Genomic DNA, 13,852 nt, shown 5'->3' with positions numbered 1-13,852 from the left:
AGCATCCGGCCCGGCGCGACCGGCACTGTCCGCCCGGGGAACACCGGGGACCAACTCCGGCCGAGGCGCCGGCGGACCGGCGCCGCCGCGGCGCTACGGAGGAGGACGGCTTCGGACGCGGTACTGCTCTGCGGCCGCCACCGTCCCGGCGGGCGTGCTGGTCGCCGCCCGCAGAATGCTGAAAGCCTCCGTTCCGCACATGCGGCCTGAACGGACCACCGCGGTCAGGCCGTTCCTGGACGCAGCAGTTCCGACATGCGGTTGAGGGCTTCGGCGGTCCGGGCCTCCTGTTCCTCTTTCGTCAGTCTGACGAAGGCCATCTCGGACGCGCACCGCTCACGCAGGTCGTCCCGGTCGAACCAGCGAAGCGGGTGCCGGGGGTCGCCGGGGTCGTAGACGCCCTGCCCGTACACCTCCATGAGGGTCAGGTCGTAGCGCCGGTGGCCATGGCTTTCGTCCGGCGGGAGGAGGCCGCCCACCATGCGGTTCATCCAGTCCTCCCGGATCGCGTGCTTGTCGTCGGGTTCACCGGCGTCGGGGTCGTAGCCGAACACGTCTTCCGCGGCCCGGAGGCCGGGGAACATGTCGAGGACGTCGCTGATCTGGGGCGGGTCGGTGTTCTTGATGACGATCCACAGGGCGTACTCGTCGGCGAGGCACTGCGGACGCGGGACGCGCCCTTCGCCCAGTTCGCCGCCGATGCGCATGATGCGCTCGCCCATGCGCACCAGCCAGTGGTTGTTGACCTGGGTGAGAGCCAGTTCGGGCAGGTCGCACAGCAGGCCGACGTCGCGGATCGTGGCCTCGCCCTTCAGGTAGGCGGCGAACTCGTAGCTGAACGAGGTGTCCAGGTGCAGCCTGCCGTCCCGGGTGGGAGCGAAATCGGAGAAGTCGACCGTGTTGGCCAGGGCCATGGCGTCTGCCGGGGTGAGCGGATCACCGGTGAAAGACCTGTTGAACAACTGCACGACACCGCTGACCTGCTGATCGGTCCCGGCATGCTCTTCGGCGTCCGCAACGCCCTCGGTGCCGGCCAGTTGCTTCAGCGCCGTGACGCTGAGCTTCAGAGCCCGGGCCAGTCCCTGCAGGTTGTCCGCCCGGAACCCGTCCAGCGCGCCGGAGCCGCCCGCGTTGTTCTCGAAGCGCCGCCACGTTGCCAGAGACACATCAGCGCGCCGGGCTGCCTCCTGCTGAGTGAGGTTCAGCTCTGCACGGCGCCTCTTCACCGCGTTGTCCGCCGACTTCTTGGCCATGCGTGCCCCTTCAGGTGTCCGACCGACCCTCCCTATCGATATTAGCACTCATTGAGTACTCATTTAGTGTCGGGGGGATGCTATTTCCTCCGGCGCGATGCGTCTTTCCTGGCGGGTCGATTCAACCCGCAGCGCGGGGATGCGTGAAAAGGCGGCCGCAGGGAAGCCTTCGGGGCTCCCGGGCCAGGGAAGACCGGCTCCCGGCGCCACCCGCCGCCGTTGACCGCGCGGGCTGCCACGGCGGACCGCCCTGCACTGCCCTCCCGGCTTCGGCCGGAGCGCCTGCCCCTCGAACCGCCCGCGGAACCGTCCGCTCGGCGGCAGAACACCGCGTGCGAGAGTGCAGGAGCGAACAGATCTGGCCCGCCCCCGCAACACCCCCCCGTCCACCCCGAGACCACCGGCCCGACCGTCATGCCCGCGCCCGGTACGCCGCCTCCAGGGCCCTGCCCGCCGAGGACCTCACCGCAGTCGCCCCGTTCACCGTTGGACCGGCTCCGGGAGACGGCCGAGCCTCTCCCGGACGTCCTGGACAAAGAGGTTCTCCGGCTGGCCTGCCGGCCGTCGGTCATGTCATCGGCGGGTCCGGAGACTGCGGGTCGGCGGAGCGGCGGACCACGAGCCTGACTGTCCGAGCCGTGGTGCAGGATGAAGGCACGGCGCTCCACGGCTTCGCGGGCAGCCGTACCAAGGTCTGCCGCATCGCATGGGGGCGTTCGTGTTCCAGGGTCATCATCACCGTCACGACGACATCTACCTGGTGATGTCCGCACTGGGGGACGATCCCCAGTGTCTGCCGGTCCTGATCGCTTTGGGGGAGGAACTGCGCAGGGACGTGGCCTTGTCTCTGCGGGAGGTCATCGCGACCGGAGCGTGGCAGGACGATGTGAGGGTCCGCAGATCCGCGGCCCACTGGCGTGAGGAACCCCGTTTCCGGGTCTTCCTCGACGACGGGCTCGAAACGCGCCGCGACCGCGGCCCCAAGCGCGAGCACCTGAATGCTGCTCTGCTGACGTTTCCCGAGACCCGCTCCGCCCTGTACCGGGTGAGTGCGGCGGAGTGCCCGCAGCACTGTCGTACGAGGACCGCTGTCTTCGCCGAGGACCGGCATGCGGATGACTACCGGGAGGCACTGCTCGGCTGGTACGCCGCCATCCAGCACGCGCATACCTGCGTCGTGAGGGCGGTGCGCTGGTTCGTGGAGGCCCAGCCGTCCGACCCCCGCCGGCCCGAGGCATTCACCGACTGGATGACCGGAACCCGGCGCCGACACCGAAGCAGGGCCGTCCAGGAGACGGAGCCGGCCGCCCAGCGCGCCGTGCGGGAACTGATGCTGATGATGCACGCCTGGAGCCCGCACACCTTCGAAGCCATCGACGTGGCCTTCCGGAAGGCGGAGGGAGAAGACGCGCTCCACGCCTGGGGCGGCAGCTTCGAGCCCGCCGGCCGGCCTGAAGCCCAAGAGGCCGCGGACGCACTCGCGAGTGTCCTCTCCCCGCAGGAACGCCGGCAGGTCCGGGACGTCATTGCCGGGATCGAGACTGACGGCGAGTACCGCGACAGCAGCCTCGCGAACGACCACACGCCGGCCTGCACCAGCGACCTGCACTCCACCTACGCCACCGCCGACTCAGGCGAGCGCCAGGACTGCGCCACGGCCCGGGGCCGCGTCTACGAGGAGATCTCCCGGCCCTGGAACGAGGACGCCGACCACGAGGCCGACGCCGCCCGGCTGGCCCGGTTCCTGCTCGGACCCAGTACCGCCCGAACCCAGGCCGTCCTCGCCACAGCCCGCGCCGGCGTCGCGCGGGACACCGCCGAGACGGCGCCACAGATCTGGCACGACAACGCCGAATCCCTCCGGGAAGCCCGCGAGGCCGCAGGACTCGACCTCCATGACGCCGCCGGCCACCTGGACATCAAACCCGCCACACTCCAGCGCTTCGAACAGGCAACCGGCAAGCTCCCCGGACGGCCGGTCTCTCTCGGCTACCTCCAACTCCTCACCCTGTCCTGCGCCCAAGCGGGCCATACCCCTCCCGCCTGCATACCGCAGCCCGTCTCCCAGCCGGTGATCTCCCTGCCAACCACCTTGTAGAGCGCCATCACGCACACCTCCGCCGCCGCTCCATCATGTGAGGAGTCCCCGTGTTCGAACAACAACATCACCGGCCCTGCGGCCGCCCCACCAAGTCCGGCAACCCCTGCCGTGCACAGTTCTCCGGTCCGGGCTTCGCCTGCAAACTCCACACCACCGACCACGAAAAAGCCCTCGTGGAGGCCTATGAGCAGGGCCTTCAGACCGGCCGGGCGCAGGAAAGGGAGCGGAGACAGCGGGCCGAGACCGCGCAGGTCGAACACCTTGAGCACCAGATACGGACCCTGCGGGAAGAACTCGACGCCAAGAACCGCCGCTTCGAAGTCGACGGCCACCAGGCCGTCACCGTCGACGGCTACGGATACCGCTGGAACGGCCCCGGCACGCTCGAGGTCGGCGACCGTGTGCTCCTGCCCGAGAACTACGTCAGCGCCCTGCGCCACGGCCCGGGCCCCTTCCCCGGGACTGTGACCGAACTGGGTACCACCTACACCGGGACCCTCAGCACGATCATCTCCCGGACCCCTGCCACCCCGCGGCAGACCGGCTGACACCACACGCCCACGCCAACCGGTACCCGACGACCAGCGGAGGTTTTCCGTGAAACGCGAGGACGCCGTCGGCAAGACCACGGTGATCGCAGACGGCGGCTACCGCGGCACCGGCCTGGTCATCCCGCACCGCCGCGAACGCGGCCAGGCCGAACTCCAGGACTGGAAAGAAGAGCACAACCGTTCGCACCGCAAAGGTCCGCGCCCGCGTCGAGCACGCCTTCGCCCGCATGAAGACCTGGAAGATCCTCCGCGACTGCCGCCTGAAAGGCGACGGCGTCCACCACGCCAGCTCGGCATCGCCCGCCTCCACAACCTCACCCTCGCTGGATGACCGGGAATCAACACTGGTCAGCCGTCACGCCGTAGATCATTTACGGGACAGGACTAATAGGGCTTGCAGGGAATCAAGGTGTTGCTTCCCGTTCTGGAGCTCGTTGGTGTGGTATGCGTATCCCGGACGAGACTCGTAGCCAACTCTCAGTGAAGTTTGCGGTGTTGTTCCCGCATCTCGACGAGCGGCAGCGTCGGTTGCTGCTGGCTGCCGAGGCCCGTGTCCTGGGGCACGGCGGCGTCCGGGCCGTCGCACTGGCGGCCGCGGTGAGTGAAACGACGGTCCGCAAGGGCGTGCTCGAGCTGGAGGCCGGTGAGGAGCCCCTGGGCCGGGTGCGGCGTCCGGGCGGGGGCCGCAAGCGAGTCGTGGAACTCGATCCGGGACTGCGGCCGGCTCTCTTGGCGCTGGTCGAGCCGGACGAGCGGGGTGATCCGATGTCGCCGCTGCGGTGGACGGTGAAATCGACCCGCGCACTTGCGAGGGCGCTGACCCGGGCCGGCCACCGGGTCAGCGCGGACACCGTCGCCGATCTGCTGCGGGAGGAAGGCTTCAGCCTCCAGGCCAACGCCAAGACGCTCGAGGGCGGCCGGCATGTGGACCGGGACGCACAGTTCCGCTACCTCAACGAGCAGGCCCGCATGCACCGGGACGCCGGCGAGCCGGTCATCAGCGTGGACACCAAGAAGAAGGAGCTCGTCGGCGAGTTCAGGAACGACGGCCGCCAGTGGCGCCCGGCCGGTGATCCGGTGCCGGTGAACATGCACAACTTCGCCGACCCGAAGCTGGGCAAGGCCATCCCCTACGGGATCTACGATCTTGCGGCGAACACCGGCTGGGTCAGCGTCGGCACCGATCACGACACCGCCGCGTTCGCGGTGGAATCGATCCGCCGCTGGTGGAACGGTCAGGGACAGGCCGCCTACCCGCAGGCGACACGGCTGCTGATCACCGCCGACGCGGGCGGCTCCAACGGCTACCGCACCCGGGCCTGGAAACTCGAACTCGCCCGGCTCGCCGCCGAGACGGGCCTGACGATCACCGTCTGTCACTTGCCGCCGGGCACATCGAAGTGGAACAAGATCGAACACCGCCTCTTTTCCCACATCACCATGAACTGGCGGGGCCGCCCGCTGACCAGCCACGAAGTCATCGTCCAGTCCATCTCCGCAACGACCACCCGCACCGGACTGCGCGTCCATGCCGAACTCGACAACAACGTCTACCCGACCGGAGTACAGATCAGGGACGCGGAGATGGCGGCTCTGCCGCTGACCCGGCATGCCTTCCACGGCGACTGGAACTACACCCTGCATCCCCAGCAGGCCCCGGCCGTCCCTGCGGCCGGGGTCCCGCAGACACCAGCGCTGGAGTGGGACGAGTCCCTGCTGTCCGACCCCGCACTGACCGGCATGTCTCCGCAGCAACTGACCGACCTCACGCAGGCACTGACCCCGGACAAGGATGACCGGCGCGGCCGCCCGCCCCGGCTCGACTTCCCCGATCAGGTCCTGGTCACCGTGCTCCACCTGCACCTGGCCCTGGCAGCGGAACCCCTCGCCGTACTCTTCGGCAGCAGCCGCACAGCCGTGCACCGCACGCTCCTGAAGATCAGGAAACTCCTCAAGGCCCACGGAGTCGTCATCCAACCGGTGACCACCCCACCGGCTGCCCTCGTGCCCCTCCAGGCTCGGGTCCTCTCCCAGAGCAGCGATCCCGAAGGGAAGACCAACGCAACGTGTTAATGATCTGCAAGCCCTAAGGGTTCCCTCACCCACCTGTCCTTGCGTGAACGATTGTTAACGTGCTAAACAATCCTCCAGAGATCGAATAGCTCAAGGCCCTGGGATGCCGGATTAGGTACCCATACCTGATGCGCCTCGAGTCTCGCTTGAGTACTCCTGGACGGCACACGAAAAGAATTGGGCACCACGAGCAGAATCCCTCGCCCGGGGAATCCCGAAGGCCCTACCTGAAAGGAAACGCATGTCGAAGAATCCCCAGAAGGATTCACCACCCGGGGAGTTACCGGACGCGCTGCACGTCCTCCGCACCCGCAGCGTCGTCCGCAACTACGCACCCGAGCCGGTCGACGACTCCGTGATCGACCAACTGCTCGACGCCATGCTCGCGGCCCCCTCCGCCTCCAACAAGCAGGCCTGGTCCTTCGTCGTCGTACGTGATCCGGCGGCCGTGCGGCGGCTGCGGGCCTTCTCCCCCGGCATCATCGGGATCCCCGCGTTCTGCGTCCTGGCCTGCGTCGACCAGAGCCTGACGAAGCATCACTCTCCGGCGGCCGCGGAGAACATCCACGCCACCAGCAAGCTCTGTGTGGCCATGGCGGTGGAGAACCTGCTCCTCGCCGCGCACGCCGTCGGCCTGGGCGGATGTCCCGTGCACAGCTTCCGCAAGGACGCGGTCGGCGCGCTGCTCGGCCTTCCCGAGCACATCGAGCCGGTGCTGATCGTACCGATCGGCCGGCCCGCGAGCCCGCCCGCCCCGTCCGAACGCCGCGACAAGAAGGAGGTTGTCAGCCATGAAGTCTGGGGAAACCACTCCGCCACGACCCCGGCCGTCTGAGGTGCCGAACCGGCCGTCCGCCGCGCCGGACCGGCTGCACGAGGACGTCACCCTCCTTGCCGCGTATCTGCTCAGCAGCGCACGGGGGCTTCTCGACGAGCCGCCCGAGTACGGCGTGTACCGCTGCCTCGACGGCGCCCGACGGGCGCTGGAGACCCTGGACCAGAACGGCGTGAGCACCCCGGAACTCAGCGCCGTTCGCCGCCGCCTGGACGACCAGATGTTCAGTCCGATGGGAGGCGATGAGCTGCTTCCCGGAATCCTTGACGACGTATGCATGCGCCTGGTCGACGCCCTGAAGAATATGAAATCCGCGTGAACCGAAGAGGAATGAGAGATTCCCCGGCATGCTGAATACCGTGCCCCTCGGCGACTCCCACGGCATGCAGTCAGAAGCCCTCGGTGAGGAGTCCGAGCGATTATGGAAGATGGGCGAGCACGCCCTCATAGGGATAAGCACAGGCAACAGCTATTTCAGTCAGCACCGACTCACGGCCCTACTGCAGTGGGCCGCGCACTATTTCAAGATGACGGACGTCGTCTATGTGGACACCCACATCGACGCCATGCAGATCGCGGACGGCCGTGACCCCCGCGAGGCCGCCAAGTCGGTGAAGCGCACGCTCAAGGACGTACGCCGCCGCCTCCACCGGGCGACGGAGAGCCTGGGCCCCGAGATCGCCCGCTTCCGCGTCCGGCCCCTCTCCGAGATCCAGGACACCCCCGAGTACCAGGCCGTACGCGCCTGTGTGGACCAGGCCGTCCAGTACGACGAGCCCTTCGCCTCGGTCTGCCGGGACATGGTGCGCGCCGTCGTCGCGAACCGCCCGGACGGCGAGGGGATCTCCGACGTGCACCTTGAGGCAGGCATGAAGTACGTCATGGCCGAGGCGCCGCTGTTCGTGGACTCCCCCGGCGTCTTCGGCGTCGCGACCTCGGTGCTCTGCTACCACATGCTCACCCCGGTCACCGTGCACTTCGCCGGTGGGGGCGCGGGGTACCAGGCCGCCACGGGCCAGGGCTACGTGGTCGTCCGGCCCGGTGAAGGCGAGGAACGGGGCGGGCCGGTTGCCGCTTGAGGTGCCGGTAGCGGTCGATGCGGGTGATGATCTGCGCGAGAGCGTCAGTGGCTGTTCGTCATCTCGCTGTCACCGGGATCTGGCTGCTGAGCGGCCGTAGTTCATTCTTGACCTATGGTCATCGGGGTGTGGTGTGTGACAGACCCCGTTCGCATGACCCGCCCGACGATTGAGGCGCTGCGTCTGCTGCTGGCTGCGCCGGCACACGAGCCGCTGTGGGCGGCGAGGATCAGCGAGCAGGCCAACCTGGGCAAGAGCACGGTCTCGCAGATCCTGACCAGGCTCACCGAGCAGCAGTGGGCCGTGCTGCGCCCGGAGGGCCGCGATGCGGAGACGGCGCTGGCCGCACAGGACGTGCGCAACCAGTGCGGCCCTGCGGAGCCGACGGCGGACGCTCCGATAGCACATCAGGGCCCGGCACGCAGCGACGGGCGAGGCCACGGGCTGCACCACCCGATCCGCTGGCCCCGTTCCGAGACGCTGAGCCCGGACGAGTGCGGACGACGCCGTCCTGGAGGCCGTCGCCGATGAGTGGATGACCGCGCTCAGGGAAGCGCTCGGGGCGCTCCAGGCCCTCAACGGGACCCTCACGAGGGAGTTCCTCGCCCGCAGTGCCGTCGGCCCCGCCTGCAGACAGGAGCACCGGGACATCATGAATGACCTCATGGCCGAGGTATGCGAGATCCTGGGCAAAACCCTGCGTGCCCACAACTACTGACACGTGGCCGCCGATCGGTGGTGACATGTGTGACGAATGACCATGCCACTTTCGTGCAGACCATCACACGCCGCTCCGGCTACAAGCCCAGCACATGACAGTGGGTGGGCACCTCGGGGAGAGGTGCCCACCCACTCACCATGCTAGGGGCCAGACCACCCCAAGACTGGTCAAAATCTCCATCCGGTCCGCCGGCAGCGACGCTTGTCGGGTGCGTTGGTTGGAGATCCACGCGCCGAGTTTCACGGCGCGGGGCTCTGCCGCTCTAGCGTCCCTGTCGGGTCCCTGCTCCCTGTTCCCCAATTTTGTACCTGTCCGCGCGTGTGTACCGCTAGGCTTGCCGTTACAACACCGGGGTGCGGGTGCCCCGCTCGCCGGTGTGCTGCGTCTTGCCCACCGGATGAAGGGTGTTGGGGTGTCCGAGGAGACGGTCCCGCAGGAGGATGTGCCGCCGGGCGGGGCAGCGCGGTCGGGTGATCCTGTACCGTCGGCCGAGGTCGCGTCGTCGGCTGGGCCGGTGCCGTCGACGGTGCACGAGGCGCGCGGGATGCTGCCGCAGCTGGTGAAGGCAACCGGCCAGGGCCTGTCCACGCCGTTGACGCGCAAGGGCGATGGCCGGGAGTACCGAGCCCTGCTGGTCTCGCCGCAGGCGGCCGAGGAAGCCGGCGTCGACCTGACAGCCGCCCCCGCCTGGCCGACGGCCGAGGCCCGCAAGAAGCTCGGCGAGCTCGTCCAGGCGGCTGCCGACGGCTCCCCGCAGGTGCTGCGCCGCCACAAGACGGCGGTCGCCGTCCTGATCCCTGACACCGCCGGGACAAGCCCCGCCGCCGTCCCCGGGCCGGCTGCGGCCGGCCTGCCCGCCGCCGAGCCCGCGGCCCCGGCGGTTCCCGTACCGTCCGGCCCGGCCTCGGTGCCTCACATCGCGCCTTCCACCAGCACTCCGAAGGCCTCCGCCGTGCCCGGTACGGCCCCCGCCGAGACCCCGCAACGGCCTGCGCCTGATGCGGCCTCGGCCCAGGCCGGCGCCCCCGCTGTGCCGAGTGCTGTCGAGCCGATCGGGCCCAACCCACCGGCCGACCCCGCCTCCGCTGCCGCCCCCGCGCCTGCTGCTGCGCCCGATGCCGCCTCGTCGGCCGCAGCCGCACCACCAACACCCCGGCGGCGTCTCGCCCCCCTCGCGGAAGTCCTTGCCGCCTTCCCCACCCCCAGCCCGGCCTCCGACGCCACCGACCGCGACGACGCCGCTCCCACCCTCCCGGGCTTGCCCACTGGTCTGACCGCCCTCGATGAGGCCCTGGGCGGTCTGCAGCCGGGCCGATTCCACCTCGTGGCCGGCGCGCCCGGCGCCGGCAGCTCCCTGTTGGCCGTCGCCGCCGCCCGCACCACCGCCCTCACCCACCACCTGCCTGTCCTGTACGCAGCCTCGGGCCTGACCAGCGCCGACGTCCTCGCCCGCACGATCGCCGCGCACACGCCCGTCGACTACCGCCGTCTCCGCGCCGGAACGCTCACCCCCGACGAGCGCCAGGCTGTCGCCGAAACCTCCCAACTCCTCACCAGCGCACCACTGTTCATCGACGACGGCACCGACCTGACCACCGCCGCGATCGCCTCCACCGTCCCCGACGTCCCCGACCTGGCCCTCCTGGTCGTCGACCGCCTCCAAGCCGTCTACGACCCCCGCCTGCCCCTCTCAGGCCCCACCGCCATCGCCGACGCCGTCCAGGCCCTGGCCCACCTGGCCCGCACCCATCACCTGCCGGTCCTGGCCGCCCTCGACACCGACGACCCGGCCCTGCTCCAGTCCCTCGCTGCCGACCTCACCCTCACCCTGACCAGCGACGGCACCCGCGCCCAAAACGGCACCTGCACCGAACTCGCCGTCATCGAACGCGACTTGGGCCCCCTCGCCACCGTCACCCTGACCGCCGACCTCGCCCACGCCCGCCTCACCGACTACACCCCCTTCGACCCCTACGCCGGCGTCCGAGACCTCACCCCAGCCGAACACGATGCCCTCAAACCCTCCACCGACGACCGCCCCACCACCAGCGCCCCCACATCCCCGCCCACGGCCCCTCAGACGGCCCACAACGCCCCTGCGGCTTCTCAGGGTGTATCAGTGCCTGCGGCCGCGCCTGAGCCCGCCCAGGCCCCGCTCAGCGCCTCCCACACCTCCGCTGAGCCCACCGCCCCCGCACCCCCGCCCGCACAGGCCAGCACCGCCGCTTCGGCCCAGGCGGCGCAGACACCGTCGCCGGCCACCGACGCCGGGCTTGTACCGGCAGCCGGCACGACCGCACCACCCACCAGCGCGCCCACTGCTGCGCCGCGCAGCTCGACCTATGCCGGGCGGGACTACAGCTACTTCACCGAGATGATCACCGACGCCGTTGAACGCGCCCTGGAGGAGCACGGTGGCGACACCGAGGCCGCCACCGAGGCATTGGTGAAACAAGCGATTCCGAACGGGATGGCGCTCTTCGAGGCGACTCGCGTCGGCGGGAATTACGAGCACACCGTCTACCCGGAAACCCTCGAATTCCTGAGAAAGAAAACCAAGGACGGCGTGGACGAGATCTGGGAGGGCCGCCACAAATGGGAAAACACCCAACTCACCGAACGCCTCCAAGGCGGCGCCACCGTCTCCGTCACCGCGCTGGACACCAACGCCTCCTACCTGTCCGCGTTCAAGACACACCTGCCCATCGGCGGCCTGCGGCACGACCCTGACGGCGGCTTCGACCCCAAGCGCTCCGGCATCTACCGCCTCCCGGCCCGCCCCACCTGGGACCACCCCGACCTGCCCGACCCCATCGGCAACCGCCGCGAAGAAGGCCCCGTCCTCCTCGACGGTGCCACCATCCGCCTCCTCATCCGGTGCGCCAAGATGGGCCTGTGCGAGCCCCCGCACATCACCGAATCGTGGACCTCCGGTGCGACCGAGGGTCTGCTGGAGAAATTCCGCCGCGTCCTCACCGAAGCCCGCAACAACGCCATCCAAAACGGCGACGACACCACCCTCGAATACATCAAGGCGATGTACTCCAAGTTCGTCTCGACCATCGGCGAATCCAGCGTCAACCGCGACATCCGCCGACCCGACTGGATGCACATCATCCGCAGCCAAGCCTTCGCCAACCTCTGGTTCAAGGCCCACCGCGCCCACAAGAACGGCCTTACCATCGTCCGCGTACGCGGTACTGACGAACTCCACATCACCGGAGACACTGACTGGCACACCGTGTTCAAGGAAGGCCGTCTCACCACGGAACTGAAAATCAAGGACCAGTACACCCTGCCCCGTTCCAGGAAGAGTGGCCACTAAATGTCGACCGACGGCTGGAAGCAATTCGGCAAATACGGCGCCAACCTCGACCCCGGCAACGTCCACGGAAAAATCGCCCTCGGCCAAGCCCTCGAAGACGCCCTGGAACGCATGATTACCGAGGGCGGCATCAAATCCCCCGTCACCACCCGCCGCGGACGCCTGGCCCGGATGAAGTACCTGACCACCCACAAAGGCGGCCTCCAGGCCCTGGCCGACGCCGGCATCACCGCCAGCCGCGCCACCATCCGCCGCTGGACCCAAGGCACCCAGACGCCCAAGCCGGCCAGCCTCGAAGTCATCGACACCGCCTACTGGAACCTGCGCGCCCACAACGTCATGGCCAACCCTGGCGCCTTCAAACAGCACCTCAACCGCGCCGGCCAGGGCACCAAAATCGAGATCCACCCCATCAACCAGGACGTCGTCATCCCCACCCGCCGCCGCGACAACCTCCGCGTCCGCCGCTTCCAAGTCCGCTACATCTGGGACGAAGCCGTCGACGCCATGGTCACCGGCGACGTCGACAAACTCGAAGAACTCTGGGACGACGTCATCGCCGAACTCGACAGCGACTGGGGCGCCTACACCTACGTCTCCCACATCGGCCTCGGAGCCTGACAGCCCCTCGGCACCTGCCCCCACCCACAGACCACTGAGCCGAAGCGCGACAGCTGTCACCAAGGCAGGCGCGTTGTCACTTCGCGTCAGTGGCTGGCTCTGCGGGGGACTCGCTTCTGGCAACGCCGGTGCAGGCCAGCACCGCGGTGGCGGTGGCGTTGAGGAAGAGCATGAATGTCCAGGGCGTGTCTGCCGCGTCGATGCGCCCGATGCGGAGAGGGCGTTCTGCTGCCTGGAAGAGGAGGTCGACGGTGGCGGCGAGGGCCAGCGTCGACTGGCCGCGCTTTTGGGCGATCCGGAGCCGCGTTCGGTAGGTGTGTGCGAGGCGGTCGGCAGGAACCAGGCCGTCCCAGACGATGAAGGTTCCGCCAGCGATCAACGCGTCGCGTGCAGGTCCACATGCCATGGTCTGCTCGCCGAGCATCCCGACGAGCCCGTCGCGCGTCACACCTCGACCCGGTGACAGGACGGCTGCTGTTTGAGCGTCTGTGACAAGTAGCCTGCCTCCCAGGTGACGACCAGGCCGCTTCGGCCCGGCTCTTTTGTCAGCCTATTCGGCTCCGCCGGTGAGAACTATCGAGCTTCGGCACAACGACGAAGCACCGAAACCCGGCCCGAGCGACGCAACGCCCCGCCCAACCGCACCGCGACCGCCAGCTGCGCCCGGTCCCTCTGGCCCGCTTCGACATAGTTCCTGCAATCCCATCAAGCCCTTCAAACCAAGTAATTCCAAGGGCAGGCTGCCAGCCAGTCACGATGGCAGCCACAGGAGAATTCTTATTCCGCTGTATGCTGAGCTCGCGACAGAGAAGAGAATGGCGGTACAACTTCCACTGTTCGGCGAAATCCTGTATTGTGTAACGCAAGTCGCAGGCAACGAATCTGAGTGGAAGTCAACTCTCTAAAAATAGAAGCCTTTCGGAGGCTCCTCAGAATCCCTCAGAATCCCTCAGAATTCATTCGGTCGCTTGAAGTGGACTAGACCAGATTTAGACGGTACAGTATGACGGAACGTTATCGAAGAACCGGTTGCCAAAGTTGTACCGGTCGTGAGAGATTGAGACCAACAACAGCACAGGGAAAGCGGCCGAGAGGCAAGCCAGCCACAGGCGGCAAAGCCAGAACCTGCAAGAGAAGCCATAAAAAACCAGGTCAGAGGCTTACACAGAGAAGCCGGCGCGACCAGGACGCAACCGCCAAGCACACCTGAGGAAACTGTACCGCGCTCGTGGCGCGTCACCCCCTCCTTCCCAGCCAGCCCGGCGTCGCGGATGCGACGCCACAACGCTCCGT

At 68.3% G+C, this 13,852-nt stretch carries 13 protein-coding genes and 1 pseudogene; 11 read left to right on the top strand and 3 right to left on the bottom strand.

Annotated elements, in window-relative coordinates:
- Positions 1-224: 224 nt before the first annotated feature.
- Positions 225-1,253, bottom strand: coding sequence for a helix-turn-helix domain-containing protein (locus tag AC51EU_RS00655; protein WP_496264582.1), 1,029 nt, complete (start codon positions 1,251-1,253; stop codon positions 225-227).
- A gap of 706 nt (positions 1,254-1,959) precedes the next feature.
- On the opposite strand from AC51EU_RS00655, the gene AC51EU_RS00650 reads away from it, so the two are divergent.
- The 9 genes and pseudogenes from AC51EU_RS00650 (at position 1,960) to AC51EU_RS00610 (ending at position 8,610) form a co-directional block, all read left to right on the top strand.
- Positions 1,960-3,351: a helix-turn-helix domain-containing protein gene (locus AC51EU_RS00650; protein WP_496264581.1), complete on the top strand. Its 1,392-nt coding sequence runs from the start codon at positions 1,960-1,962 to the stop codon at positions 3,349-3,351.
- A 50-nt stretch (positions 3,352-3,401) separates the two neighbouring features.
- Entirely contained in the window at positions 3,402-3,902 is a 501-nt protein-coding gene (locus AC51EU_RS00645; protein WP_496264580.1) for a hypothetical protein, read from the top strand.
- Positions 3,903-3,966: 64 nt separating this feature from the next.
- A pseudogene (locus AC51EU_RS00640) lies at positions 3,967-4,236 on the top strand (transposase); the annotation flags it as partial.
- A 113-nt stretch (positions 4,237-4,349) separates the two neighbouring features.
- A complete protein-coding gene (locus AC51EU_RS00635; RefSeq protein ID WP_496264579.1) occupies positions 4,350-5,978 on the top strand; it encodes an ISAzo13 family transposase in 1,629 nt (542 codons plus the stop codon).
- 241 nt (positions 5,979-6,219) lie between these two features.
- Positions 6,220-6,813 (top strand): nitroreductase family protein, encoded by a 594-nt coding sequence (locus AC51EU_RS00630; RefSeq protein ID WP_496264578.1) that lies wholly within the window; start codon positions 6,220-6,222, stop codon positions 6,811-6,813.
- Positions 6,770-7,132, top strand: coding sequence for a DUF6092 family protein (locus AC51EU_RS00625; RefSeq protein WP_496264577.1), 363 nt, complete (start codon positions 6,770-6,772; stop codon positions 7,130-7,132). The genes AC51EU_RS00630 and AC51EU_RS00625 overlap by 44 nt, the downstream gene beginning before the upstream one ends.
- Positions 7,133-7,160: 28 nt before the next feature.
- The gene (locus AC51EU_RS00620; protein ID WP_496264576.1) at positions 7,161-7,892 is read left to right on the top strand and encodes a tRNA-dependent cyclodipeptide synthase; all 732 of its coding nucleotides are present in this window, start codon (positions 7,161-7,163) and stop codon (positions 7,890-7,892) included.
- A gap of 135 nt (positions 7,893-8,027) precedes the next feature.
- On the top strand, positions 8,028-8,423 hold the full coding sequence (locus AC51EU_RS00615) for a hypothetical protein (RefSeq protein WP_496264575.1): 396 nt from the start codon (positions 8,028-8,030) through the stop codon (positions 8,421-8,423).
- Between the two features lie 4 nt (positions 8,424-8,427).
- Complete coding sequence (locus tag AC51EU_RS00610) at positions 8,428-8,610, top strand: hypothetical protein (RefSeq protein ID WP_496264574.1); 183 nt, start codon at positions 8,428-8,430, stop codon at positions 8,608-8,610.
- 135 nt (positions 8,611-8,745) lie between these two features.
- On the opposite strand, the gene AC51EU_RS00605 is transcribed toward AC51EU_RS00610, so the two are convergent.
- A complete protein-coding gene (locus AC51EU_RS00605) occupies positions 8,746-8,856 on the bottom strand; it encodes a helicase associated domain-containing protein (RefSeq protein ID WP_496264573.1) in 111 nt (36 codons plus the stop codon).
- Positions 8,857-9,127: 271 nt separating this feature from the next.
- On the opposite strand from AC51EU_RS00605, the gene AC51EU_RS00600 reads away from it, so the two are divergent.
- The gene (locus AC51EU_RS00600) at positions 9,128-11,938 is read left to right on the top strand and encodes a DnaB-like helicase C-terminal domain-containing protein (protein ID WP_496264572.1); all 2,811 of its coding nucleotides are present in this window, start codon (positions 9,128-9,130) and stop codon (positions 11,936-11,938) included.
- The gene (locus AC51EU_RS00595; protein ID WP_496264571.1) at positions 11,939-12,559 is read left to right on the top strand and encodes a hypothetical protein; all 621 of its coding nucleotides are present in this window, start codon (positions 11,939-11,941) and stop codon (positions 12,557-12,559) included.
- A gap of 76 nt (positions 12,560-12,635) precedes the next feature.
- On the opposite strand, the gene AC51EU_RS00590 is transcribed toward AC51EU_RS00595, so the two are convergent.
- A complete protein-coding gene (locus tag AC51EU_RS00590; protein ID WP_496264570.1) occupies positions 12,636-13,007 on the bottom strand; it encodes a hypothetical protein in 372 nt (123 codons plus the stop codon).
- Between the last annotated feature and the right edge of the window lie 845 nt (positions 13,008-13,852).

Source organism: Candidatus Streptomyces philanthi, assembly GCF_059553635.1.
The sequence above is the reverse complement of the archived record's forward strand: the minus strand, read 5'-3'. Positions and strand labels throughout refer to the sequence as shown.